This is a genomic window from Paenibacillus sp. FSL R5-0701 (assembly GCF_037973995.1).
Lineage (GTDB): Bacteria > Bacillota > Bacilli > Paenibacillales > Paenibacillaceae > Paenibacillus.
Map to the genome: position 1 here is coordinate 116280 of NZ_CP150230.1, position 25497 is coordinate 141776.

22 protein-coding genes, 1 rRNA gene and 1 other RNA gene are annotated in these 25497 nt (G+C 47.0%); 22 read left to right on the plus strand and 2 right to left on the minus strand.

The genetic code is table 11. From position 1 onward, the window contains the following. The first annotated feature begins 298 nt into the window (after positions 1 to 298). Both speE and speB read left to right on the plus strand, forming a co-directional pair. Complete coding sequence (speE, locus tag MKZ13_RS00555; protein ID WP_017691306.1) at positions 299 to 1126, plus strand: polyamine aminopropyltransferase; 828 nt, start codon at positions 299 to 301, stop codon at positions 1124 to 1126. Positions 1127 to 1142: 16 nt separating this feature from the next. Then, positions 1143 to 2012 carry an agmatinase gene (speB, locus tag MKZ13_RS00560; RefSeq protein WP_237178613.1) on the plus strand — a complete coding sequence of 290 codons (870 nt, stop codon included), beginning with the start codon at positions 1143 to 1145 and terminating at the stop codon, positions 2010 to 2012. Between the two features lie 308 nt (positions 2013 to 2320). On the opposite strand, the gene MKZ13_RS00565 is transcribed toward speB, so the two are convergent. Further along, positions 2321 to 2452, minus strand: coding sequence for a hypothetical protein (locus MKZ13_RS00565; protein WP_017691304.1), 132 nt, complete (start codon positions 2450 to 2452; stop codon positions 2321 to 2323). Between the two features lie 392 nt (positions 2453 to 2844). Between MKZ13_RS00565 and MKZ13_RS00570 the strand changes: the two genes are divergently transcribed. The 5 genes from MKZ13_RS00570 (at position 2845) to argS (ending at position 8368) form a co-directional block, all read left to right on the plus strand. Beyond that, positions 2845 to 4032 carry a hypothetical protein gene (locus MKZ13_RS00570; RefSeq protein WP_339181071.1) on the plus strand — a complete coding sequence of 396 codons (1188 nt, stop codon included), beginning with the start codon at positions 2845 to 2847 and terminating at the stop codon, positions 4030 to 4032. A gap of 218 nt (positions 4033 to 4250) precedes the next feature. Further along, positions 4251 to 5732, plus strand: a complete 1482-nt coding sequence (locus tag MKZ13_RS00575; RefSeq protein ID WP_339181074.1) for an alpha-N-arabinofuranosidase — start codon at positions 4251 to 4253, stop codon at positions 5730 to 5732. Continuing rightward, the gene (locus tag MKZ13_RS00580; protein ID WP_237178610.1) at positions 5732 to 6001 is read left to right on the plus strand and encodes a DUF6171 family protein; all 270 of its coding nucleotides are present in this window, start codon (positions 5732 to 5734) and stop codon (positions 5999 to 6001) included. The genes MKZ13_RS00575 and MKZ13_RS00580 overlap by 1 nt, the downstream gene beginning before the upstream one ends. 265 nt (positions 6002 to 6266) lie before the next feature. Further along, a complete protein-coding gene (locus MKZ13_RS00585; protein WP_017691299.1) occupies positions 6267 to 6692 on the plus strand; it encodes a DUF1934 domain-containing protein in 426 nt (141 codons plus the stop codon). Further along, complete coding sequence (argS, locus tag MKZ13_RS00590) at positions 6689 to 8368, plus strand: arginine--tRNA ligase (RefSeq protein WP_221824822.1); 1680 nt, start codon at positions 6689 to 6691, stop codon at positions 8366 to 8368. Before MKZ13_RS00585 ends, argS begins: the two co-directional genes overlap by 4 nt. A 288-nt stretch (positions 8369 to 8656) precedes the next feature. On the opposite strand, the gene MKZ13_RS00595 is transcribed toward argS, so the two are convergent. After that, complete coding sequence (locus MKZ13_RS00595; protein ID WP_221824824.1) at positions 8657 to 9811, minus strand: S8 family peptidase; 1155 nt, start codon at positions 9809 to 9811, stop codon at positions 8657 to 8659. 462 nt (positions 9812 to 10273) lie between these two features. Here MKZ13_RS00595 and rpoE point away from each other — a divergent pair, with 462 nt between their 5' ends. The 15 genes from rpoE to MKZ13_RS00670 all read left to right on the plus strand — a co-directional run bounded on the left by rpoE (position 10274) and on the right by MKZ13_RS00670 (position 25477). Further along, positions 10274 to 10843 carry a DNA-directed RNA polymerase subunit delta gene (gene rpoE, locus MKZ13_RS00600; RefSeq protein WP_221824826.1) on the plus strand — a complete coding sequence of 190 codons (570 nt, stop codon included), beginning with the start codon at positions 10274 to 10276 and terminating at the stop codon, positions 10841 to 10843. A gap of 453 nt (positions 10844 to 11296) precedes the next feature. Beyond that, positions 11297 to 12901 carry a CTP synthase gene (locus tag MKZ13_RS00605; protein WP_076217010.1) on the plus strand — a complete coding sequence of 535 codons (1605 nt, stop codon included), beginning with the start codon at positions 11297 to 11299 and terminating at the stop codon, positions 12899 to 12901. A gap of 230 nt (positions 12902 to 13131) precedes the next feature. Next, positions 13132 to 13518 carry a response regulator gene (locus MKZ13_RS00610; protein ID WP_017691292.1) on the plus strand — a complete coding sequence of 129 codons (387 nt, stop codon included), beginning with the start codon at positions 13132 to 13134 and terminating at the stop codon, positions 13516 to 13518. 260 nt (positions 13519 to 13778) lie between these two features. Continuing rightward, positions 13779 to 14633, plus strand: a complete 855-nt coding sequence (fba, locus tag MKZ13_RS00615) for a class II fructose-1,6-bisphosphate aldolase (RefSeq protein ID WP_036607263.1) — start codon at positions 13779 to 13781, stop codon at positions 14631 to 14633. A gap of 147 nt (positions 14634 to 14780) precedes the next feature. Beyond that, positions 14781 to 16034, plus strand: a complete 1254-nt coding sequence (locus tag MKZ13_RS00620; RefSeq protein ID WP_017691290.1) for a UDP-N-acetylglucosamine 1-carboxyvinyltransferase — start codon at positions 14781 to 14783, stop codon at positions 16032 to 16034. Positions 16035 to 16498: 464 nt separating this feature from the next. Further along, positions 16499 to 17824 carry a transcription termination factor Rho gene (gene rho / locus MKZ13_RS00625; protein WP_036607258.1) on the plus strand — a complete coding sequence of 442 codons (1326 nt, stop codon included), beginning with the start codon at positions 16499 to 16501 and terminating at the stop codon, positions 17822 to 17824. Positions 17825 to 17921: 97 nt separating this feature from the next. Then, positions 17922 to 19196 (plus strand): radical SAM protein, encoded by a 1275-nt coding sequence (locus MKZ13_RS00630; protein ID WP_091039190.1) that lies wholly within the window; start codon positions 17922 to 17924, stop codon positions 19194 to 19196. Positions 19197 to 19298: 102 nt separating this feature from the next. Then, a complete protein-coding gene (gene rpmE, locus MKZ13_RS00635) occupies positions 19299 to 19496 on the plus strand; it encodes a 50S ribosomal protein L31 (RefSeq protein WP_036607255.1) in 198 nt (65 codons plus the stop codon). A gap of 148 nt (positions 19497 to 19644) precedes the next feature. Further along, an RNA gene (gene ffs, locus MKZ13_RS00640) (signal recognition particle sRNA large type) lies at positions 19645 to 19912 on the plus strand. A gap of 172 nt (positions 19913 to 20084) precedes the next feature. After that, entirely contained in the window at positions 20085 to 21830 is a 1746-nt protein-coding gene (dnaX, locus tag MKZ13_RS00645; protein WP_339181083.1) for a DNA polymerase III subunit gamma/tau, read from the plus strand. A gap of 41 nt (positions 21831 to 21871) precedes the next feature. After that, on the plus strand, positions 21872 to 22183 hold the full coding sequence (locus tag MKZ13_RS00650; RefSeq protein WP_036607248.1) for a YbaB/EbfC family nucleoid-associated protein: 312 nt from the start codon (positions 21872 to 21874) through the stop codon (positions 22181 to 22183). Between the two features lie 35 nt (positions 22184 to 22218). Further along, positions 22219 to 22818, plus strand: a complete 600-nt coding sequence (recR, locus tag MKZ13_RS00655) for a recombination mediator RecR (RefSeq protein ID WP_036607246.1) — start codon at positions 22219 to 22221, stop codon at positions 22816 to 22818. 180 nt (positions 22819 to 22998) lie between these two features. Continuing rightward, positions 22999 to 23274, plus strand: a complete 276-nt coding sequence (locus tag MKZ13_RS00660) for a DUF2508 family protein (RefSeq protein WP_074092951.1) — start codon at positions 22999 to 23001, stop codon at positions 23272 to 23274. A gap of 32 nt (positions 23275 to 23306) precedes the next feature. Continuing rightward, the gene (locus MKZ13_RS00665) at positions 23307 to 23576 is read left to right on the plus strand and encodes a pro-sigmaK processing inhibitor BofA family protein (protein WP_036607241.1); all 270 of its coding nucleotides are present in this window, start codon (positions 23307 to 23309) and stop codon (positions 23574 to 23576) included. 348 nt (positions 23577 to 23924) lie between these two features. After that, a 16S ribosomal RNA gene (locus tag MKZ13_RS00670) occupies positions 23925 to 25477 on the plus strand. Positions 25478 to 25497 lie beyond the last annotated feature (20 nt).

The following is a 25497-nucleotide window of genomic DNA, read 5'->3' on the forward strand; positions in this document are numbered from 1 at the left end:
AAACGTCAATCGCGTATAATGCAAAAGGGTAATGAAAAGGTAAGATTCGGCACAAGATACTAAAGCGCGTAAGGACGAACAGACGAATGGTCATTGATTCATTGATTAGTCAGACGCTCTGCACGCTCTGGTCAATTTAATCTATATAATGAAGTGAACCGCGGACCTTTCCCGCAGGCCAGCAATGATAACGCGATATGGCGCCGAACGCTGGACGTGCTTGGGCGAACCGATTATAGTGCACAGCGCTTGATCGGGTATGGCTGATCATTAACTTTACGGAAAGAAGGTAGAGATTATGGAATTGTGGTTTACGGAGAAACAGACCCCGGTATTCGGGATCACCGCGAAGATTAAGCAGACCTATGTTACAGAGAAAACGGATTTCCAAGATTTGGCCATGGTAGAGACCGAAGAATTCGGTAACATGTTGCTCCTTGATGGCATGGTGATGACGACTGTAAAAGACGAATTCGTATATCACGAAATGGCGGCACACCCTGCGCTGAACACTCACCCGAATCCGAAAAAAGTTCTGGTTGTCGGTGGCGGCGATGGCGGAGTCATTCGTGAAGTCATTAAACATGCTGCTGTAGAAAAAGCAGTTCTCGTCGAAATCGACGGTAAAGTTATTGAATACTCCAAAAAATATTTGCCTGAAATCGCCGGTAAGTTGGACGAGCCTAATGTTGAAGTGCTCGTAAACGACGGCTACATGCATATTATTGAACATAAAAATGAATACGACGTGATCATCGTAGACTCGACGGAGCCTGTAGGCCCGGCTGCGCCATTGTTTGAGCGTGGGTTCTATCAAGGCATCTACGAAGCATTGAAAGAAGACGGAATCTTCGTTGCCCAAACGGACAACCCTTGGTTCAAGGCCGATCTGATCCAGAAGGTGAACAAAGACGTCAAAGAAATCTTCCCGATCGTACATGTGTACGGCTGTAATATTCCAACCTATCCAAGTGGTTTGTGGACATTCACCATGGGTAGCAAGAAACATGACCCGCTCGAAGTGGATGAGACACAAATCCCGGAGATGGATACCAAGTATTACTCTCCGCGTCTGCACAAAGCAGCATTTGTACTTCCTAAATTCGTGGAAGATTTAACGAAATAAAAGGGGGAAATCATTAATGAAACTGGATCAAGCTTATTCAGGAAACGTATTTATTTGCAGCTCTGAGGATTATGAGAACTCCAAAGCGGTTATCTATGGTATGCCAATGGATTACACCGTCAGCTTCCGTCCGGGTTCCCGCTTCGGCCCATCTCATATCCGTCAGGCATCGGTTGGACTTGAAGAGTACAGCCCATATCTCGACAAAAGCATTGTAGACATGACATACTTTGACGCTGGAGACCTGCTCTTGCCTTTCGGTAACGCGGGACGCAGCCTTGAGGTAATTCATGAATACATCGGCAGTCTGCTCGCTGACGACAAATTCCCAGTGGGACTCGGTGGCGAGCATCTGGTAACTTGGCCAGTCATCCAACAGATGTACAAGAAATACCCGGATCTTATCCTGATTCATATTGATGCTCACGCTGACCTTCGTGAAAACTATGAAGGCGAGCCATTGTCCCACTCCACACCAGTGCGTAAAGCGGCTGAGTTGATGGGGGGCAAAAACATCTATCAGTTCGGTATCCGTTCCGGTTCCCGTGAGGAGTTCCAGTATGGTCGCGAGAACATCAACTTCTATCCATTTGAAGTGGCAGCTCCGATGAAGGAAGCTCTTCCGAAGATGGGTAATCGTCCGGTATACGTAACTATCGACATCGATGTGCTTGATCCGTCAGCAGCACCAGGAACAGGTACGGCAGAAGCGGGCGGCATTACGTCCAAGGAACTGCTGGAAGCCGTTCATATGATCGCAGGATCTGATGTGAATGTCGTTGGTTGTGACTTGGTTGAAGTTGCACCAATCTATGATCCAACACAACAGACACAGATTGTAGCTGCAAAGCTGATCCGTGAAATGCTGCTTGGATTCGTGAAATAATCACAGAATAATCGATAAGTATAACGCTCTCTGTCTGCGCGGGTTCAACTTTGCGCAGGGGAGGGCGTTTTGTATTGTTAACTTTTGTACAGAGCTGTGCTATACTGACTACATAAGTATTCAGTAGTATATTAATTGATATATTACATTCGTGAAGTATATGGTGATCGGGTTCGGTCATATACTAAAAAGAGCCTTTACCGCTGCCAACGGTAAAGACTCTTAGGACCCGAAAGGCTGTGGATTGCCACGGCGCGCATGAACTAAATAATGCTATTCAAGCAAAACCCACCGTCAGGCTTCCGACCTTATGAGGTGGGTTTTCGCTTGCTACGAAACTTTTTGCGCAACCAACGGTAAAGCTTTCGCCCACTCAGTACAATACTGAGGATCGCAGCAATCCATCGGATTACATCAAGCAACGCCACAAGTTTGACCAACGACGTCACCCCCTTTCGGGAAGCTGCGCCGTGGTCTGGAAAACATCCACCGATATTCAAAAGTCCATAACATTAATTATAGCACGTATGTTCCCTTGTCTCTACCATTTTTTGCTTGTGTTAGTATAGCTCGCATATGCAGGTTTCCTGCCTTGGCATGACTCCATCTTAATATTTATGCCTTTTCTTAAGTATCAGTTTTGTTATCCTTGGTATCAGGACATTTCCCATTTAACTTAGAGTACACAACGTTTAGTAATCAACCACCCTTGCCTACATGATCCAATCATGGGTAAAGGTGGTTTTTTTCTTGCGAAATTGTCATCGGGGTTAATCAGATTGTTACGTTAGAACCATCAAATTTGGGTAAAACCATAGAAGGAGGTGTTACGATGACAACCAAGAGTACAATGACATGGAAACGGATTGGTGCACTCGCATTATCGTTAACGCTGGCTTGGGGGATGGGTCCGGTACATACGCTATCAGGTGCTAACGCTGCATCCTCACAGGCATGTGGAAAGGGAGATCATGGACTATCTGCTACATTAAAAAAGGGTAGCGGTGTGGAAGAGCAACACCTGCAATTTACTGACATTGATTTTCTTAATGATACGACTGGACGAGCTGGGGGTGAAGGCTTCCTGATCGGTACTTCGAATGCAGGATGTACGTGGCAGTCCATATATACCGGGCAGTGGCAATTCACTCAGCTTGATTTTCCGAATAATGTGAACGGATATGCGCTGGCGCGAGTGAAGGATTCACCTGCAACCTATCTGATCCGTACCCATGATGGGGGATCGCACTGGACGCGGCTCGATACGCCGGGCATTCAATTCAAGCGAATTGATTTTCGCAATAAAGATGTAGGTTATGGTTACACCTATAATGGTGCATATCAGACGAAGGATGGCGGGGTAACCTGGAGTAAAATGAATACACCTGCCAACACGCGTGCAGCTGCCTTTGCAACAGAGAAACAAGGGTATGCCGTCGTGGTTGTACCTGGATCGGGATATCATCTGAAGCAAACGAGTGATGGCGGCAAGAACTGGACAACCTCTCTTCGAGTTGTCTCAGACACATGGAGCGGAGGGGATCTGTATGCACATGGCCAGCAAGTATGGGCCCTTTTGTATGGTGATGCAGGCATGTCCCAACAATCGTACTCCCTCTATGCGAGCGGTAATCAAGGCAAGAACTGGACCCAAGTATTTGCACAATCCACAGCAGGGGGAGGTCCTGCACCGGGTACAAACAGTACGGGCAAAGGAAACGGACCAGCCAACCCGGGTGGTCATCCCGGCAACATGGCGTTGATTGGTAATCAGACGGCGTATCTGTCTGCAGGTTCACCCGCAGCTGGCAAAGTGGGTATTGGACGTTCTTATGATACAGGTTCCACGTGGAAAAATATTGACCTGAAAGATCCGGGATACAGTTCCCGTATCTCGTTCCCATCGGCCAAGACGGGTTGGCTCGTAGTCACAAGTGATAACTCTCCTGTGATCTATCAGACTACAGATGGTGGAACGACGTGGACACAAAAAATGTTGTTGCCTTCAGAGCAGGATTAAGTAGTCTCTTATTCTGAAATAATAAACGGGCAAATCCAAATTAGAAATGTATAAAAATCAATTTGGTAAGTCTCTGTATGAATTTCTATAACAAACAAGCCTCTTCCTAATCAATTACACAGGAAGAGGCTTGTTTGTGTAGAAATAAAAACGGTTGAAACCTACTCTAAAACGAGTTATTGTAAGCGATAACAATACATTATATGGAGGTTGAAATCATGGTTGATGTTATTTTAAAGGCGGATTCTGATAAAGGATTAATAAATCGCAATATATATGGTCACTTTTCCGAACACTTGGGACGTTGTATTTATGAGGGGCTGTGGGTAGGAGAAGATTCACCTATTCCGAATACGGATGGGATTCGAAATGATGTATTAACGGCCTTGCAGAAGCTTAATATTCCAGTACTTCGCTGGCCAGGCGGTTGTTTTGCCGATGAATATCACTGGAAAGATGGTGTAGGTCCGAAGAGTGAGCGTGCTCGTATGATCAATACACACTGGGGCGGTGTGGAAGAGAACAATCACTTTGGTACACATGAATTCTTGAGATTATGTGAGTTGCTCGGCACGGAGCCATATATTAGTGGCAATCTGGGTAGCGGTACAGTGCAGGAGATGCAGGAATGGGTGGAGTACATCACATTTGACGGCGAATCCCCGATGGCGAACTGGCGTAAGAGTAATGGTAGGGAAGAACCGTGGAAAATGAAGTATTTTGGCGTGGGAAATGAGAACTGGGGATGCGGCGGCAATATGCGCCCTGAATATTATGCGGATGAATATCGCCGGTATGCTACATATGTACGTAACTATTCCGGAAACGAGATTTATAAAATCGCTTGCGGACCGAACGAAGGTAACTATGAATGGATGGAAGTCCTGATGCGGGAGGCTGCTCGCTTTATGGATGGAATCAGTCTTCATTATTACACTATCCCTACAGGAGAGTGGAATGATAAAGGCGCAGCTACAGGATTTGGTGAAGCTGAATGGTTTACCACCTTGAAAAAAACGCTCCATATGGATGAATTACTGGTGAAGCACTCCGAGATTATGGACAAATATGATCCAGAGGGCAGAGTCGGCATTATTGTGGATGAATGGGGTACGTGGTATAACGTTGAGCCGGGAACCAATCCAGGATTCCTATATCAACAGAACACGATGCGGGACGCTGTGCTTGCAGGTGTTAATCTGAATATTTTCAACCAACATAATAAACGGGTACACATGGCAAATCTTGCGCAGATCGTCAATGTGCTTCAATCGCTTGTGCTCACGGAAGGGGACAAAATGCTCCTGACCCCTACGTATCATGTATTTGATATGTATCAGGTTCATATGGATGCGCAGCGACTGGATTTGAATTATGAAAGCCCTGGGTATACCTTCGGAGAAGAAACCATTCCTCAGCTCAGCTTGTCAGCCTCCCGCAACAAGGATGGGGTCATTCACGTGACGGCTTGTAATCTTAGCCACACGGATGAGTTGGAAGTTGTATGCCAGCTGGACGCAGCTCAAGCCGCTAAAGTAACCGGGCAGATTCTGCACCATACTGATTTTGGTGCATTCAATACCTTTGAACAGCCGAACCGAGTTCAGCCTGTGGCGTGGGAAGGACTCACACTGGAGAATAACACCTTGCGTTTTGTCCTTCCACCAGCATCGGTTGGGGTCATCGCTGTCGAGGGTTAATGATGAAAAGGCAGGAACCTTGCAAGGGCTGTAATGATCAGTACGATGTGAAGATTAGCGATGCCAAAATGGCCAGACTTGTGGAGATTGCCTCGCGTTCGCGTCCGACGGTACAGGATGAGGAATATGAACGTCGGCTCTCCATCTGCTCTGCTTGTCCGGGATTGCAATATGGCACAACTTGTCGGCATTGTGGTTGTCTCGTACAGGTACGAGCGAAGCTGAGTGAGTCAACATGTCCTTTTCCTTATGAATCGCAATGGGCCTGATCGGATGAACGAATCTTATTATAATGAAGCAAAAGGGAGTTGCACTTTACAGGTGCGGCTCTTCTTTTTTGGCTTGATGAGGAAAAAACTCTGAATTTGGATTTGAATTGAGCGAGGGAACTGGATATAGTTATACAGTAGAGTGTAGGATAGCGAGCTATCCGGGAATATGAGCGCGTATAGCGACACAACAATACGGGAAGGGCTGTTCTCACCAGCCGTGCCTGATTTTGCGTCGCCTCGAATATAATGGAGGTTAACATTCATGTCGAACATGCGACCGGTACACATCCGGCTGCACAGCCGTTATGAAGGTGAAGATGTGCTGCAGGAAATGCAGGGTGAAGCTGTGTTAAAAGGGTCCGTTCTTTATGTTCGTTATGAAGAACCGCAGGTTGGACCTGAGGGAGGTACAACCCGTACAACATTGAAGTTGGGCGGACAATCCATCAAGATTATACGTCACGGTGAGGTGGAATCGGAGCAGACTTTTGAGTTGAATCGGAAGCTTCCTGGTTTCTACCGATCACCATACATGTCGTTTGCCCTGTCCACGCATACACAGAAGCTGGAACTTTCCATTCAGGGATTGAGCGCACGCGCAGCGTGGAGCTACGACTTTTACCGCTTTGATGAAGAATCCGGACATTTCGCGATTAGTTTGCATATACAGGAGGAACCAATTTCATGACACGTAATCCACTAGATACGATTAACGAACGGGTAAGCACGGCCATCGGCAACGCCATTGTGACGGCCGGAATTGTTACGCAGGAGGAATTGCCAGCCATCACATTGGAAGTGCCGCGCGAGAAAACACATGGGGACTTGGCAACCAATGCTGCCATGCAGCTGACCAAGATTGCCAAGCGCAATCCGCGTCAGATTGCTGAAGAGATCATTGCCAATCTGAATCTGGCAGAAGCCGGAATCGAGAAGGCTGAGATTGCTGGTCCAGGATTCATCAACTTCAAATTGGACAAGAGTTACCTTTACCCAGTACTTGCGCTTGTGCAGGAGCAGGGTGAAGACTACGGAAGAATTAACATCGGAGAAGGACGCAAAGTCGAGATGGAGTTTGTCAGTGCCAATCCGACAGGCAGTTTGCATCTGGGCCATGCCCGTGGAGCAGCTGTAGGTGATGCACTATGTAACATCCTTGACTACGCAGGATATGATGTAACCCGTGAATACTACATTAATGATGCAGGTAATCAGGTGTTTAATCTGGCTCGTTCCATTGAAGCTCGTTATCTGCAAGAGCTGGGTCAGGATGCTGAGATGCCTGAAGACGGTTATCACGGTGAAGATATCAAAGGATTCGCCAAGCAACTTGTTGCTGAAAAGGGTGACGAATTGCTGTCCATGCATCCGGGTGACCGTGCGGCTTATTTCCGTGACTTTGGCCTGGAGAAGGAACTGGACAAGATCAAACGTGACTTGAATCGCTTCCGTGTTAACTTTGACATCTGGTTCAGCGAAACTTCCCTGTATGACAACGGAGAAGTGCTGCGAGTACTTGATGAATTGCGTGACCGCAATGAGATCTATGAGCAAGATGGAGCAACTTGGTTGAAAACGATGCAGTACGGTGACGACAAAGAACGTGTATTGATCAAGAACGATGGCACGTATACTTATCTGACACCAGATATTGCTTATCACCGCGACAAATATGCTCGTGGATACGACACGATGATTAACATCTGGGGTGCCGATCACCATGGATATATTCCACGGATGAAAGCCGCGATGCAAGCACTGGGCAATGACCCTGAGAAACTGGTGGTCTTGATTGCACAGATGGTGAGCTTGTTCCAGAACGGTGAAAAAGTGAAGATGTCCAAACGGACAGGTAAAGCTGTAACGATGGAAGATCTGATGGATGAAGTCGGCATTGATGCCATCCGTTACTTCTTCACAATGCGCAGTATGGACTCCCATCTGGACTTTGACATGGACCTTGCGATTTCGACATCCAATGAGAATCCGGTATTCTACGTACAATATGCGCATGCCCGTGTATGCAGCGTATATCGTCAGGCTGAAGAACAGGGTATTGAGCTGTTGCCACTGGCACAGATTGACCTGTCCAAGCTGACAACAGAGCACGAGTATGACCTTCTCCGCAAAATGGGAGAGCTGCCTGAGGAAATCTCGGCAGCAGCAACAGGATATGCGCCTCATCGTATCATCCGTTATGTATACGAGCTGGCATCCCTGTTCCACAGCTACTACCGTGCAGAACGTGTCATTACGGAAGATGCGCAGCAAACTCAAGCACGTCTGGCACTGATCGGTGCTGTACGTACCGTTATCGCAACAGCGCTTCGTCTGGTAGGCGTGACCGCTCCTGACAAAATGTAAATTCCAGGCTCGCGGCCTATCCCGCTCTGCCTAAGGCAAAAAGTCTCCATGTCCACGTTGAGTGCCTTCAACGTGGTACATGGAGACTTTTTTTGTTGTGTACCCTGAGTTGAAGAAAACGGAATGCCTGACCCATCCAAGGCACACTAGCCTGCCCTGACATCATAGCAGGCGTAATCTAGGGTCTCAGCCGCTACGTAATACTCCCTCGTGCGTACTGCCTGGGCCGGGCTACTGCGTTTCGCCACGAGCCTCAATCAAGTTCTGCTGACGGCTGACAGAGCTGGCTCACTCACCGCCCTCTTGCATTAGCTTCAGGGCATCAATCTCACCACCGCGCACCTTGCTTTTTGCGGTGGTGGTCTTGCGGGCGCGCAGCGGGATCGTAGCACGTTTGACGAGTGTCTTGATTTCACTAGGGGATAACCCCGGATGTTTGGAGAGCAGCAAGGCGATAGCGCCACTCACATGGGACGTCGCCATGGATGTGCCGCTCATCTCGTGATGTTTGCCTTGTACCCAGGAGGAGACAATTTTATCACCGGGTGCATAGACATCCACATATGCGCCACGATTGCTGAAGGATGCAATACGTCTGTTTTTGTCAGTTGCCCCAACAGATATGGTCTGGGGATACCGTGCAGGGTAATCAATACTGCGGCGTTTGCCGTCATTTCCTGACGAAGCAACAATAACGATTCCAGCATGGTACGCACGATTGACAACGTCAAGAAGCGCCTTGCTGCGTGTTTTCATGCCAAAGCTCATATTGATGATATCGACCTTGTTGCGCACACACCAGTCGATGCCAAGTACAATATCGGATACATAAGCCGATCCGTTGTGGTCAAATGCTTTTACTGGATAGATCAGGGAGCGTGGCGCTACACCAATCATGCCTGCGGTACTGTTGGCAGCAGCGATAGTCCCTGCAATGTGGGTACCGTGTCCGTTATCATCATGAGGAAGCAGGCTGCGGTTTAACAGATTGATTCCGCGTGCCAGGGAATAACGAAGATCAGGATGGTGATAATCAGCACCTGTATCAATCACACCGATTTTAATCCGGTGTCCGGTAGAAACAGACCATACTTTGGGCGCCCGAATCTGCTTCACTCCCCAGGGTATGCCCTGGGCATTGCTTGGTTTGCTGTGGAGTGCGGTAGCATGGAGGGAGATGGGTACGTCTGCTTCAATTGTAATCTCATCCCCATAGCGGTATAGGTCCTCCGGGCGTTGGACTGGAGCGATAATGGAACGAGCCAGTCGCGAGGAACGGACAACCCCAAGATCGGTGAATTCATTCCGCATTCGGGACAATTCTACGAGACAGGCCTCGTACTGCTGCGGTTTGGCAAATCGGATCAAATATCGCCCTCCTTGTTCTGGTTCAGGGCGTCGCATTCCGTCAATCAATTGATGCAATAAACCAGTATAGTCCATAATGGGCAGCCCCCTTCGGGATGAACATGCTGAGGTATTCTATGAATGCGCTCATCCCGCCGCATGGGGAACTTGCCCTTTTTTTACAAAAACACATTCTCTTCGTGTCAAAACGGGCGCAGAGACATATGATGGATGGAGAGCTAGAGGGCTCTTGCGGGGAACCTGGTGAGGAGTAATCCTCCAAGGGTATACAGTCAGAAGGCGGAGGGGACTCCGTCTTTTTTATGATGGAGTTGTCTCTTTGGCAATAGAGGATATTTCTGTGGGATCGATGCCACTTCACGTTTAATATATGGACATATTGTTGCTGCTCTCCGCATTTGCGTCACATCCGTACATAAAAACTTGCTTTTTAACGCTAAATAGGTTTTACTTAGGTTTGTTAATGGATATGTTATACGTAACAGTCCAGTTCGTAGGGGTTAAAAAGTGAATTTTGTGTGAGAGGAAGTGTCTGCAGTGAGTACCTCGCTCAATTTGAAAATTGATAAAGAAAAGGTAAAAGAGATCCCTTTGGTGGACCTTGCCTTTATGGTGCTGAAAGCGGCTAATACGCCGTATTACTATCGTGACTTGATGAATGAGGTAGCGAAGCAGCGCGGAATGACTGATGAAGAAATCAACGAGTTTATCGCCCAGCTATATACCGAGATTAATATCGATGGCCGTTTTGCTTGCGTCGGTACAAGTCTGTGGGGCTTGAAGCGCTGGTATCCGGTAGCTGGAACAGAAGATTCCATGACGGGTGCGAAGCGTCCGCGTATCATCAACGATGAAGACGATGATCTGGAAGATGAAGACTTCGGTGAAGAAGACAGCTATAACAGTGATGAAGACTTCGACAGCACGGATAAAGAAGAAGAAGAAGAAGACGAAGAAGATGAAGACGAAGATGACATCTTTGACGAAGAAGACAGCGAAGAAGAAGTGCTGGTTGAAGATGATGATCTGGAAGATGAAGACCTCGAAGAAGACGAAGAAGAGTCCGAAAACGAGGATGAATTTGACGACGATTCTGATAATCGGTAGTCATTTTTGACGTCTATAATTTACCCGTTTCCCCGGAATAGTCAGCCTTGACAGCAGACGGGGTAACGGGTAAACTATTGCATGGGCTTATGAATGAGCGACAATATATTTATGTTTTTTATAGAAGGTGCCCCGTCCTGCGGGAGTACTTTTTTTTGTATTTTTAGAGGCATAATTTTGCAAAATGTTTTCAATTCCACATGCTCCCGGCCAACATTTCGTGGCCCGTTTTTGTATATCAAAAACACGAAATGGAATGAAGGCTACCGGAATGTTTGCACCATTTTTTGCTGTAAAACAATGTTTATTTAAACCGTCTTCGCAGAAAGAGCAGTTCGCAGATGCAGGGAATTTCTGCCATTGCTCTTTTTAACGATGATTACCTGGGAAACAGGTTACGATAACACCATATATCGCCTGAATTTCTGTACTTATATTAGGAGGGTAATAACAGTGACAAAGTATATTTTCGTGACGGGCGGAGTTGTGTCCTCCCTGGGCAAAGGGATTACGGCTGCTTCTCTGGGCAGATTGCTGAAAAACAGAGGGCTTAAGGTAACGATCCAGAAATTTGATCCATATATTAACATCGACCCAGGGACAATGAGTCCTTATCAGCATGGCGAGGTTTTTGTAACGGATGATGGCGCGGAAACGGATCTGGACCTTGGCCACTATGAACGTTTTATTGATATCAATCTCTCCAAAAACAGCAACGTCACGACTGGTAAAGTATACTCTTCCGTCATCAGCAAAGAGCGGCGCGGGGAATATCTGGGCGGAACGGTACAAGTTATCCCACACATTACGAACGAGATCAAAGAGCGGGTATTCCGCGCTGGGCGTGAAGCGGGTTCGGATGTGGTTATTACGGAAATTGGCGGAACAGTGGGCGACATTGAGAGTTTGCCTTTCCTGGAAGCTATCCGTCAGATCAAAAGTGATGTAGGTCGCGACAATGTGATGTATATCCACGTAACACTTATTCCTTATATCAAAGCAGCTGGTGAAGTGAAAACAAAACCAACGCAACATAGTGTTAAGGAATTACGAAGCATCGGTATTCAACCAAATGTGATTGTATGCCGTACAGAGTATGAATTGTCTAAAGACATGAAAGCCAAGATCGCTCTCTTCTGCGACATTGATGAGAATGCCGTGGTTGAATGTCGTGATGCAGACACGTTGTATCAAGTACCTCTGAACCTGCGTGAAGAAGGTTTGGATGAGATCGTGGTAAATCACCTGAAACTGACTACTCCTGCACCGGATATGAGCGAGTGGGAAGGACTGGTTGACCGGATCAACAAGTTGGAGCATACAGTTGAGATCGCTATTGTTGGTAAATATGTAGCGCTTCATGATGCATACCTGAGTGTTGTTGAGTCGTTGTCTCATGCAGGATTTGCATCCAATGCCGATGTGAAAATCCGCTGGGTTCCTTCTGAAGATATTACGGATGAGAATGTAGGCGACCTGTTGCATGGTATTGGCGGTATCCTTGTTCCTGGCGGATTCGGAGATCGTGGTATTGAAGGTAAAGTATCGGCAATCCGTTATGCTCGTGAGAAACAAATCCCGTTCTTCGGTATTTGCCTGGGTATGCAGGTTTCCGTTATTGAATATGCACGTTCCATCGTTGGTTTGAATGGCGCGAACAGTTCCGAGATTAATCCGGCCACGGAATTCCCGGTGATCGATCTGTTGCCTGAGCAAAAAGATATCGAGAATCTGGGTGGAACGATGCGTCTGGGTCTGTATCCTTGTAAGCTTCAAGAAGGTTCTTTGGCGATGGCTTGTTATGATGACGAACTGGTATATGAGAGACACCGTCACCGGTATGAGTTCAACAATGAATACCGTGAAACGATCGAAAAAGCAGGACTGGTTATCTCGGGTACATCTCCGGATGGACGTCTGGTTGAGATCGTTGAACTTCCAGGACACCCATGGTTCCTGGCGGTACAATTCCATCCGGAATTCACTTCCCGTCCAAACCGTCCGCAACCATTGTTCCGTGAGTTTGTAAAAGCTTCTCTGGAGAATGCGCAGAAGTAATACATGTTTTTAGTGTTAATGTAATAGATTATTGGGGATGTTCCTGGCAACCATAGCGGCTGCCGGAACATCCCTTTTTTTTGTATAAAGAGCAGGTGGAAATGCTTTTTGTCATTTTGTGAAGGTAGCAGGATTTTAATGGAAGAGGTAGAATACTTATCATGACGACTATGGGATAGTTATCCAGATTCGATGATGTGCATGCTTTCCTAATTCTAGGAGGTTACAGAGTGGAAGATAAAAAAGTTTTGATTGTTGATGACCAGAATGGTATTCGAATCCTGTTAATGGAAGTGTTCAGCAGTGAGGGGTATAATACGTTTCAAGCACCCAACGGCAAGGTTGCTCTGGAGATTGTGAATAATGACAAGCCTGACTTGGTATTGCTCGATATGAAGATTCCTGGGATGGACGGTCTTGAAATCCTGAAGCATATTAAAGAGATTGATCCGGGTATCAAGGTGATCATGATGACCGCTTATGGTGAACTGGACATGATTAAGGAAGCAACAGATCTCGGAGCGCTCATGCACTTTACGAAACCGTTTGATATCGATGAGATGCGAGTGGCTGTGAATATGCAACTTCGCAATGGTACTGCCAATAAATGCAGCTGAATCCTGTTGATACAGGATTTTTTTGCGTGTGGAGAACATAGAAGGTGCTTGGTGGGAGAATTGGGTATTTCACTCCTACATCCGGGGAATATTGGAAATGTGGAAGTTATAAAGCGGTGTCTATGAAAACTGTGCTGCAAAGCACAGCATTTTTGCAAATGCTTGTTTAGTATTTGACATGGGATGTGGTATAATAAGCCCGTATGTGATTTCGGCTAAAAACCATAGACACAACCCAAACCCCTAGGAGGATTGAAACCATGCCATTAGTATCTATGACAGACATGTTGAACAAAGCACTTGAAGGAAAATATGCAGTTGGTCAATACAACATCAATAACCTTGAGTGGACTCAAGCGATTCTTGGTGCTGCTGAAGAAGAGAAATCCCCAGTAATCTTGGGTGTATCCGAAGGCGCAGCACGTCACATTGGTGGCTTCTACACTGTAGTTAAAATGGTAGAAGGACTCATTCACGACATGAAAATCACCGTTCCAGTTGCAATTCACCTGGACCACGGTTCAAGCTTCGACAAGTGTAAAGAAGCGATCGATGCTGGATTCACATCCGTTATGATCGACGGTTCCCACCACTCTATCGATGAGAACATCGAAATGACTAAAAAAGTTGTTGAATATGCACACGCTAAAGGCGTTTCTGTAGAAGCTGAAGTAGGTACTGTAGGCGGACAAGAAGACGACGTTATCGGCGGCATTATGTATGCTGACCTGAACGAGTGTATCCGTATCGTTAAAGAAACAGGTATTGATACATTGGCACCAGCTCTTGGTTCCGTACACGGTCCTTACCATGGCGAGCCTAACCTGGGCTTCAAAGAAATGGAAGAAGTTCGTGACGCGGTACAAGTTCCACTCGTATTGCACGGTGGTACAGGTATTCCTAAACACGACATCGACAAAGCCATTTCCCTGGGTACATCCAAAATCAACGTAAACACAGAGAACCAAATTGCTTTTGCAAGAGTGGTTCGTGAAGTGCTTGCTGCTAAACCAGATGCTTACGATCCACGTACATTCATCGTACCAGGCCGTGAAGCAATCAAAGAAACCGTTAAAGGTAAAATCCGCGAGTTTGGTTCTAACAACAAAGCGTAATTTATCTTTACCAGTTCCATACTGTGAAATGGAAAAACACCGCCTAGCCGGTGTCTTTCCATTTTCACACCTTATTTCTACATCGGAAGCCAACAGCACGTATTGCCGTTCATCGGCTGCAAAACACGTAGGGGGACATTAAGCTTTATGGAAAAATTGATGATTAGTGGCGGACGTCCGTTACAGGGAACTGTAACTATAAGCGGCGCCAAGAACAGCGCCATTGCGCTTATTCCTGCAGCATTGCTTGCCGAGTCAGAAGTCGTGTTGGACAACCTGCCGCTTTTGAGTGACGTGGCGGTTTATGCAGAAATTTTGGAGGAACTCGGAGCACGTGTGACTTGGGAAGGCAGTCAGATGAAGATTGACCCTTCTGACATCAAATCCATTCCTATGCCGAATGGTCCCGTGAAGAAGCTTCGCGCTTCGTATTATATGATGGGTGCATTGCTAGGGCGTTTCAAAGAAGCGACCATAGGTTTACCAGGGGGCTGTAATTTTGAGCCTCGGCCAATTGATCAACATATCAAAGGTTTTGAAGCGCTTGGCGCAACAGTAACAAACGAACATGGCTCCATTCATTTGCATGCCAAAGAGCTGCGCGGAGCAAAAATCTATCTTGATGTAAGCAGTGTCGGCGCAACCATTAATATCATGCTGGCGGCTACTCGTGCCAAAGGCTCTACAATTATCGAAAACGCGGCTAAAGAGCCTGAGATTATAGATGTAGCAACACTTCTGAATTCCATGGGTGCCAGCATCAAGGGTGCAGGTACCGAAACGATCCGTATTGAAGGGGTCTCGGAGCTTAAAGGCTGCCGTCATTCCATCATTCCGGACCGTATCCAAGCAGGTACGTATATGATCGCTGCAGCGGCGACGCGCGGAGATGTTCTGATTGACAATGTGATTCCCAAACATCTGGAAGCTTTAACGGCAAAGCTGCTGGAAATGGGTGTTGGTATTGAGGAATTGGATGAAAGTATACGTGTCATTGGTAAACCAAGCTATAACCACGTTGACGTGAAGGCACTTGTATATCCTGGTTTTCCAACGGATCTACAGTCACCCATGACCAGTGTTTTGACACAGGCAACCGGTGTGAGCGTCCTGAGCGACTTTGTATACAGTAATCGGTTCAAGCATGTGCCTGAGTTAGTGCGGATGGGTGCAAAGATTCGAGTAGAAGGACGGTCAGCGATTATTGAAGGCAGTGCATTAAACGCAGCCAAAGTAAAAGCATCCGATCTTCGCGCTGGGGCAGCGCTGGTAATTGCAGGTCTCACTGTCAGTGAAGGTGTGACTGAAGTAACGGGGGTCGAATATATCGACCGCGGTTATGATCATCTGGTGACTAATCTGCGCCTGCTCGGTGCAGATGTATGGCGGGAAACTGATTAATAGGAAGCGTTATGCATAGTTCGGTCCTACACATGTTTTTTTAACTGAACTGCATATCTTTTTGTTGATTGGGTAAACCTGTTTTAATAGAGTTCTCAGTCTCTCCGGCATAAGACGAAATGTTTCTGTTTCCTTTACCGGAGGGTCTTTTTTTGAATTAAACTTCATATGGCTGTAAGAACATCATTTCTCATCCCCAACCCCCGGTTTTGTTTGAACTGCGCTCCACAGCCGGTCTATCCGGATTGATCGCCTCAATGCATCGTTCACTCAATAGCGGATCTTGCCGAATGTTGGCCAGCCCACCCGGAAACTTACACTCAAAGACAAGTATTTGCATTATAACGGTTACATTCCGTACAATGGACAGAAGAGATTGTGGCAGACGCTGCGCTCTATAGCCGGAACATCTAGCGAAACTATCCATTTCACACGGACTTATTAATTGAATAGGTGGTTATTATATGGATCTACAAATTTCCGATTTGGAAGAAATGAAACTAACGGACCTCTACAAACTGGCCAAAAAATATCAGATACCTTACTATGGTACGTTAAAAAAGAAAGAATTAATCTTTGCTATACTACGTGCACAAGCTGAACAGAGTGGCCTGATGTTCATGCAAGGCGTACTCGAGATTTTACCTGAAGGTTACGGATTCTTAAGACCTATCAACTACTTGCCAAGTACGGAAGACATCTACATCTCAGCTTCTCAGATTCGCAAGTTTGACCTCAGAACAGGTGACCTCGTATCAGGTAAGTGTAGAACGCCTAAGGAAAATGAGAGATACTTCGGTTTGTTGCAAGTCAACGCTGTAAATGGTGAGAATCCATCGGCGGCTGCAGAGCGACTTCACTTCCCGGCACTAACCCCACTGTATCCGCAGAAAAAACTGGTTCTCGAAACATCCCCCAACCATTTGTCCACACGCATTATGGATGTGCTCGCCCCGGTAGGATTGGGACAGCGCGGATTGATCGTAGCACCTCCCAAAGCGGGTAAAACGCTTCTCCTCAAAGAAATTGCCAACAGCATCTCAACTAACAATCCTGAAATTGAACTGTTTGTCCTGTTGATTGACGAACGTCCAGAGGAAGTAACGGATATGTCGCGTTCGGTAAAAGGGGAAGTTGTGGCTTCAACATTTGATGAACTGCCTGAGAATCATATTAAGGTGGCGGAATTGGTGCTTGAACGTGCGCTTCGTTTGGTTGAGGCCAAAAAGGATGTCGTTATCCTGCTGGATAGCATTACACGTCTTGCCCGTGCATATAACCTGGTTATTCCACCATCCGGTCGTACGCTTAGTGGTGGTATTGACCCAGCTGCATTCCATCGTCCGAAACGTTTCTTCGGTTCTGCCCGGAATGTGGAAGAAGGCGGAAGCTTGACCATCTTGGCAACGGCATTAATTGATACTGGATCACGTATGGATGACGTCATCTATGAAGAATTTAAGGGTACAGGTAATATGGAGCTTCATCTAGACCGTCGTCTGGCAGAGCGCCGCATATTCCCGGCAATCGACATTCGTCGTTCGGGTACACGTCGTGAAGAAGTGTTGCTTAGCAAGGAAGAGTTGGATACAATCTGGGCGATTCGTAAAAACATGAATGATTCCCATGACTTTGTTGAAGGATTCCTGAAAAAACTTCGTAACAGCAAGACAAATGCAGAGTTTTTGGCGGCATTTGATTCAGCTGGTAATAGTCCAACAAGCAATTCCGGGACAACAACAACCCGTCGTTCACCTAGACAGACAGCTACGTCAGGTACATCGACGTAATTGCCGTTTGACTAATCACTTTCTTTTTGCAGCATTGCTGTGAATGTTACAATACACTCGTCGTTAGGTTTAACCCATTAGATGTGAGGAGAACATCATGTATTTAGTATACGCAGATGAAAAAGGTAATGTATTTGATCATCCTTCCCTGTACGGGCTTGCCCGCAGTGGAGATATGATCGTTGAGATTATGGAAGACGAACTCATCCCTTTGCCAGAGGGTGCAACGTTGGTTGGACTCCCGAGCACCCGGCCCATTGGTATGGACCCGGATACCGGTGAGATGCTACCAATGCCAACGGACACACAGGCTGTAGGTGCGTTGCTTCCACAGGGATTCACTCGTTTGTGTCTCCCTGGTTATGTGAAGACGGATAAAGAGTATAAATTGCCGTTATTCGGTTATTCCGCAGTGGTTTGGAAGGATGGCGGTTTCTATGTCACGGCTGCGAAGTCGGATAGTCCTGACCAATGGAATCCTCTGAACTGTGATCGTGACGATGTGCGTTCCGGAGTTAAACGGTTGACGGAGCAATATCCTGAGAACCGTCTTTATACCCATCTATCCAACTGTGCGCTTGGATATGAATGCCTAACTTCATCAAACACGTTCCTGAATCGTTGGGAAGGTGGAGTGCCGGTATCCTATTCATGCAATGCGGGCTGTTTCGGGTGTATCTCCGAGCAACCGGATGATAGCGGATTTGTTTCTCCGCAGACACGTATGAACTTCCGACCACGTGTGGATGAGATTGTGGAGGTTATGCTGGAACACCTGAAGACGCCGGAGTCTATCATTAGTTTTGGACAAGGTTGTGAAGGGGAGCCTTCCACGCAGGCCAAGCTGATTATTGAAGCAATTCGCGAAGTGCGTTCCGTAACGGACATGGGATATATCAACATTAATACCAATGCTGGTCTGAATGATCACATTAGAGGTATTGTAGATGCTGGATTGGATCTGATGCGCGTAAGTACAATTAGTGCACTGGATGACCATTATAACGCCTACTATAAACCGCGTGGTTATACCTTAGCCAACGTTGAGAAGTCGATGAAGTACGCAGCGCAGCAGGGTGTATACACGTCCATTAACTATCTGATCTTCCCGGGCGTAACAGATCGTGAAGAAGAGATTGAGGCGATGATTGAGTTTGCGAGAAGAACCGATCTACGCTTGATTCAGATGCGTAATCTCAATATTGATCCAGAGAGCTATCTGGAATTAATTCCTCCTGCTCAAGGTGATATCTTGGGCATGAAGCAGATGATTGAGATTTTTGAAGACGAGCTGCCTGATGTTGTGATCGGATCGTATACCCATGTTCCACCCGCTGGAATGGCACGTCCAAAACGGTTGATTACCTCATAACAATAATGGATTGCAACAGGCACAAGGCCGTGTTATAATCTCAGAGTTGTGCCATTTACTCTGGGTCCGCTTGAGGCTCAGGGCGGAAAGAGGTGAAAGGTAATGAAAGAAGCAATTCATCCTAATTACACGATTGGTCAAGTATCTTGCGCTTGCGGGAATACTTTTGAGACAGGTTCGGTTAAAGACGGACTTCGTGTAGAGATTTGCTCCGCGTGCCACCCGTTCTTCACAGGTAAACAGAAGTTTATCGATGCTGGCGGCCGTGTTGATCGTTTCAAGAAGAAATACGGAATCTAATTGGACAATTCTTGGAGTTGTCTGCTAATTGCATCCAACACACCCCTGCTGATCTGGCAGGGGTTTTTATATATTTTATAGGTAAGCATGTTTGCTTACGAGTTCCTCTGGTTGCAATTTGGATAACCTTACGTTATACTATTTCTTACCGTGCTAGATGGGGAGGTAGCGGTGCCCTGTAACTCGCAATCCGCTATAGCGAGGTTGAATTCCTGCTAGAGGTTTTGCCGATGTGAGGTTTGGTCCCTAAACGTGGTGTTGACGGTTGGGTCCTCCGCAATGAGTACTCATGAACCTGGTCAGGTCCGGAAGGAAGCAGCCATAAGTGAGATCACTCTTGTGCCGGAGGGTTGCCTAGCCCGAGCTATTGTTCAGGGGTGCCACTTGGATCGCAAATATCGATAGCAGGTGCACGGCTTACCTTTTAAATGTAGAGACCTTTGCAGTAGTATGTATGCAGAGGTCTTTTTGATATGTCTTAATAAACCGCATGAATGAGTCAGATAAAGTTTGGATTCACCCTAGAATATAGTATAATAGGGGAACGACAAAGGACTCGAATGCGAAGTGGAAGGAAGGTAACGCATCATGGAGCATATCGCGTTATACCGGGCTTGGCGTCCCCAGTCGTTTCAAGATATGGTGGGGCAACAGCATATTATTCAGACCTTGCAGAACGCGATTCGTGAACAGCGGACTTCCCATGCCTACTTATTTAGCGGGCCCAGAGGAACGGGAAAGACAAGTGCCGCCAAGATTTTGGCCAAAGCTGTGAACTGCGAACGTGGGCCTGCGCCTGAACCTTGTAACGAGTGTGAAGCTTGCCGCAGAATTACGACTGGCGCTGTGATGGATGTGCAGGAGATTGATGCTGCATCCAATCGGGGCGTTGAAGAAATCCGTGATCTTCGGGAAAAGGTTAAATATGCGCCAACCGAGGTCCGGCAGAAAGTCTATATTATTGATGAAGTGCACATGCTGACAACGGAGGCATTCAATGCTTTGCTCAAAACATTGGAAGAGCCGCCACCACATGTGATGTTTATTTTGGCAACAACGGAACCGCACCGCCTTCCGGCTACCATTATATCGCGCTGTCAGCGATTTGATTTTCGCCGGGTATCCCTGGAAGAGCAGACAGCAAGACTTACACTGATCTGTGAACAGGAAGGCATGGAAGCTGACCAGGATGCGCTCCAATACATTGCCCGTTTATCGGACGGTGGAATGAGGGATGCACTTAGTGTACTGGATCAGATCTCTTCATTTACGGATGGACGGGTAACGTACCAGCAGGTCATGGACATGACGGGTGGGATTGCTTCAGAGCAATTTGCCAAACTGGCTGCTTCGCTGCTCAAGGGTGATGTTGGTCATATTTTGCAGATGATTGAAGGTTTCATGCATGAAGGAAAGAGTGCAGACAAGTGTATGGAGAATTTGCTGTATTATTTCCGTGATTTGCTTATGATTAAGATGGTACCTGATGCAGATAAACTGACGGACCGGGTACTTAATCCGGAATCTTTCCGTGATATGGCGGAGTCATTCACCAGGGAACAACTGTTCCACATGATTGACACCCTTAATCGGTACCAGAGTGAAATGAAATATGCAGTACAACCACAGACATTATTTGAAGTTGCATTGCTTAAACTGTGTAGTATTCCAGCTCAAGGTGAGGCTTCTATTCAGGTGGGAGCTTCAGCTCATGCAGCACCTGCCGATGGAGGAGAGATCAACCGCTTGAAGCAGCAGCTTGCTGAGTTGGAGAAGAAGTTGGATCGTGCACTGAAAAGTGGTTTGTCTGGTGGAGAAGGTGCATCGAGTGCTCCATCTCGTCCGGCAACAAGGGCCCCTGTATCGAGAGGCAACTCGCCCGCGAAGCTTCCTGCACAGTTGGATCAGTATGTTGTGCGCAAGGGAGCCCCTGAGTTCGCGGAGATCAGCAAAAAATGGAGTCAGATCCTGCAACGAGTGAAGGAAGAGAGGGTTACCGTTCACGCCTGGTTTGTGGATGGTGAGCCGGTATCATTGCTTGAAGATAATGTGTTGGTTGCTTTTAAAAACAACATTCACCGTGAAACAACGGAGAAGCAGGCTAACCGTGAAGTCATTGAGCGGGTGTTGTCGGAACAGCTTGGGCGTCCTGCACGATTGGTGACGATGATGCTCAAAGATTGGACCGGAGCAATGGAGGGAGCTTCTGAAGCGCCAAAGGAGGACTTTAAGCTTGAACCTGAGCATGAAGACGGCGGTTCAGGCAACAAACAGCCTTGGATTGATGAAGCCATCCAGCTCTTTGGTGAGGACCTTGTAGTGATCAAAGAATAATGCGCATAGCGCGATAACCATAACAAAGGAGATGAACAATTATGAACAACATGAACCAAATGATGAAACAAGTGAAGAAAATGCAGGAGCAAATGCTGAAAGCACAAGAGGAACTGGCGGACAAAACAGTCCAAGGTACTTCTGGTGGCGGTGTAGTGACGGCTGAAGTTAACGGACACAAGAAATTGCTTGCTATCACGATCAAACCTGAAGCGGTAGATCCGGAAGATGTTGAAATGTTGCAGGATCTCGTTATGACAGCTGTTAATGATGCAATGGCCAAAGCCGATGAGATTGCCAACAAGGATATGGGCAAGTTCACAGGCGGCATGAATATTCCGGGATTATTTTAATTAAAAATTGATCCTGTCAAAGGAGACACAATCGATTGTATTATCCCGAACCAATAGCCAAGCTGATTGATGCCTTCACCCGGTTGCCGGGTGTGGGTCCCAAGACAGCAGCGCGTTTAGCTTTTCATGTGCTTAACATGAAGGAAGATGACGTTATCGATTTTGCCAAAGCGCTCGTAAGTGTGAAACGTAATCTTCATTACTGTTCTGTATGTTGTAATATCACTGATACGGACCCATGTCGCATCTGTCAGGATAAGTCCAGGGATGTATCTGTAATCTGTGTAGTTCAGGATTCGAAAGATCTGGTGGCCATGGAGCGCACCAAGGAATTCGATGGGTACTATCATGTGTTACAGGGCGCGATTTCACCTATGGAGGGAATTGGCCCAGACGATATTCGTTTGAAGGAACTCTTGGTTCGATTAAGTGATGAACGTATAAAAGAGATCATATTGGCGACAAACCCCAATATTGAGGGGGAGGCTACAGCGATGTATATCTCCCGCTTGGTGCGTCCATTTGAGATCAGTGTGACCCGGATTGCGCATGGATTGCCTGTAGGTGGCGATCTTGAGTATGCGGATGAAGTGACCCTTTCCAAAGCGTTGGAAGGGCGCAGGGAGATGCGTTAGTGTGTTCAATTTACGCAGCGGACTTCCTTGGTAACTTCGGATGCTAAATAAGTTTCGATGTGCAAAGAGAGCCTTAGGGCTCTCTTTTTTTTATGAAGAAAATGAATGTCCGAGTTCTAAGTTTGTCCTTTCCCTGATAAGTATGAGAATATGCTGTGCTGATCAGGAGGGGGAGAGTTTATGTTTTTGTGGCGAAATACACGGAACTCGGTAGAGAAACACAACAGAATGTTGAAGGAACTTGAGGCGGATCAGATCTATGCAGATATTCAGATGGCTAAGCAGGAATGGGAACGGGCTATGAGACAGTTTGAAGATGCGCAGGGGCAGGATGAGATTGATTATGCCATTTATGTATTGGAGGCAGCTGAGCGGAAGTACCAGATCCACTTGAGAAGAGCAAAGCGAGCCAGAGCTAATGATGATGTTACATCACAACGGGGGATTAGTATGTAGACGCGTTTACATTAAACATGGAGGTGTAACATATGAAGAGTATCATACTGGGAAGTGTATTGGTTATATCATTACTGGGGCTTATCGTTATTTTATTCAGAAAGCGGATAGGGTTATCGTTTTTCACGTCATTTGGAATTCATCTGGTGTTGGCTGCAGTAGGGATATATATCGTGAATTATTCTGGCTGGATTACAGGAACCTACATCCCGCTGAACCCTGCAACGATAGGGACTGTAACTGTTTTGGGATTGCCAGGTGTGGGGCTATTATTAGGGTTAAAAATTTCTTTGTTCGGATAGTTGACTCGCAGGATATTTATATGGTACATTATATCTCGTTGCTTTGCTTGCTTGGTTAGATGCTTTAGATGAAATGAAGGAGTTCATTACGAACTTCGAAAAAGAATTTCAAAAAAACACTTGACCAAAACAAACGAAGTATGATATATTATAAAAGTCGCCGCTGAGAGAAAATGGTGACGAAAAAACGAGTTTGATCTTTGAAAACTGAACAACGAGTGAGTAAACATTTTGCTTGCAGAATGAACGCAAAAGTTGGAGACAAGCCTTGGCTTGAATCGACTGGAGCACAAATGAGATTTTTAATCTCGTCAGATTCAAAATGAGCTTATCGCTCTTTTCAATACTTTATTGGAGAGTTTGATCCTGGCTCAGGACGAACGCTGGCGGCATGCCTAATACATGCAAGTCGAGCGGAGTTGATAGGAAGCTTGCTTCCTTGATACTTAGCGGCGGACGGGTGAGTAACACGTAGGCAACCTGCCCTCAAGTTTGGGACAACTACCGGAAACGGTAGCTAATACCGAATAATTGTTTTCTTCGCCTGAAGGAAACTGGAAAGACGGAGCAATCTGTCACTTGGGGATGGGCCTGCGGCGCATTAGCTAGTTGGTGGGGTAACGGCTCACCAAGGCGACGATGCGTAGCCGACCTGAGAGGGTGATCGGCCACACTGGGACTGAGACACGGCCCAGACTCCTACGGGAGGCAGCAGTAGGGAATCTTCCGCAATGGGCGAAAGCCTGACGGAGCAATGCCGCGTGAGTGATGAAGGTTTTCGGATCGTAAAGCTCTGTTGCCAGGGAAGAACGCTTGGGAGAGTAACTGCTCTCAAGGTGACGGTACCTGAGAAGAAAGCCCCGGCTAACTACGTGCCAGCAGCCGCGGTAATACGTAGGGGGCAAGCGTTGTCCGGAATTATTGGGCGTAAAGCGCGCGCAGGCGGTCATTTAAGTCTGGTGTTTAATCCCGGGGCTCAACCCCGGATCGCACTGGAAACTGGGTGACTTGAGTGCAGAAGAGGAGAGTGGAATTCCACGTGTAGCGGTGAAATGCGTAGATATGTGGAGGAACACCAGTGGCGAAGGCGACTCTCTGGGCTGTAACTGACGCTGAGGCGCGAAAGCGTGGGGAGCAAACAGGATTAGATACCCTGGTAGTCCACGCCGTAAACGATGAGTGCTAGGTGTTAGGGGTTTCGATACCCTTGGTGCCGAAGTTAACACATTAAGCACTCCGCCTGGGGAGTACGGTCGCAAGACTGAAACTCAAAGGAATTGACGGGGACCCGCACAAGCAGTGGAGTATGTGGTTTAATTCGAAGCAACGCGAAGAACCTTACCAGGTCTTGACATCCCTCTGATCGGTACAGAGATGTATCTTTCCTTCGGGACAGAGGAGACAGGTGGTGCATGGTTGTCGTCAGCTCGTGTCGTGAGATGTTGGGTTAAGTCCCGCAACGAGCGCAACCCTTATATTTAGTTGCCAGCACTTCGGGTGGGCACTCTAGATAGACTGCCGGTGACAAACCGGAGGAAGGTGGGGATGACGTCAAATCATCATGCCCCTTATGACCTGGGCTACACACGTACTACAATGGCCGGTACAACGGGCTGCGAAATCGCGAGATGGAGCCAATCCCAACAAAGCCGGTCTCAGTTCGGATTGCAGGCTGCAACTCGCCTGCATGAAGTCGGAATTGCTAGTAATCGCGGATCAGCATGCCGCGGTGAATACGTTCCCGGGTCTTGTACACACCGCCCGTCACACCACGAGAGTTTATAACACCCGAAGTCGGTGGGGTAACCGCAAGGAGCCAGCCGCCGAAGGTGGGATAGATGATTGGGGTGAAGTCGTAACAAGGTAGCCGTATCGGAAGGTGCGGCTGGATCACCTCCTTTCTATGGAGAATCGTTTCCCG

Bases quoted from the DNA above. Each gene is read 5' to 3' on its own strand.
- MKZ13_RS00585 (WP_017691299.1), top strand. From the start codon at position 6,267: ATGTCGAACATGCGACCGGTACACATCCGGCTGCACAGCCGTTATGAA.
- MKZ13_RS00665 (WP_036607241.1), top strand. From the start codon at position 23,307: ATGAAGAGTATCATACTGGGAAGTGTATTGGTTATATCATTACTGGGG.
- speB (WP_237178613.1), top strand. From the start codon at position 1,143: ATGAAACTGGATCAAGCTTATTCAGGAAACGTATTTATTTGCAGCTCT.
- MKZ13_RS00570 (WP_339181071.1), top strand. From the start codon at position 2,845: ATGACAACCAAGAGTACAATGACATGGAAACGGATTGGTGCACTCGCA.
- dnaX (WP_339181083.1), top strand. From the start codon at position 20,085: ATGGAGCATATCGCGTTATACCGGGCTTGGCGTCCCCAGTCGTTTCAA.
- MKZ13_RS00630 (WP_091039190.1), top strand. From the start codon at position 17,922: ATGTATTTAGTATACGCAGATGAAAAAGGTAATGTATTTGATCATCCT.
- rpmE (WP_036607255.1), top strand. From the start codon at position 19,299: ATGAAAGAAGCAATTCATCCTAATTACACGATTGGTCAAGTATCTTGC.
- MKZ13_RS00620 (WP_017691290.1), top strand. From the start codon at position 14,781: ATGGAAAAATTGATGATTAGTGGCGGACGTCCGTTACAGGGAACTGTA.
- argS (WP_221824822.1), top strand. From the start codon at position 6,689: ATGACACGTAATCCACTAGATACGATTAACGAACGGGTAAGCACGGCC.
- MKZ13_RS00650 (WP_036607248.1), top strand. From the start codon at position 21,872: ATGAACAACATGAACCAAATGATGAAACAAGTGAAGAAAATGCAGGAG.
- MKZ13_RS00660 (WP_074092951.1), top strand. From the start codon at position 22,999: ATGTTTTTGTGGCGAAATACACGGAACTCGGTAGAGAAACACAACAGA.
- speE (WP_017691306.1), top strand. From the start codon at position 299: ATGGAATTGTGGTTTACGGAGAAACAGACCCCGGTATTCGGGATCACC.
- MKZ13_RS00595 (WP_221824824.1), bottom strand. From the start codon at position 9,811: ATGGACTATACTGGTTTATTGCATCAATTGATTGACGGAATGCGACGC.
- MKZ13_RS00580 (WP_237178610.1), top strand. From the start codon at position 5,732: ATGATGAAAAGGCAGGAACCTTGCAAGGGCTGTAATGATCAGTACGAT.
- fba (WP_036607263.1), top strand. From the start codon at position 13,779: ATGCCATTAGTATCTATGACAGACATGTTGAACAAAGCACTTGAAGGA.
- MKZ13_RS00575 (WP_339181074.1), top strand. From the start codon at position 4,251: ATGGTTGATGTTATTTTAAAGGCGGATTCTGATAAAGGATTAATAAAT.
- rho (WP_036607258.1), top strand. From the start codon at position 16,499: ATGGATCTACAAATTTCCGATTTGGAAGAAATGAAACTAACGGACCTC.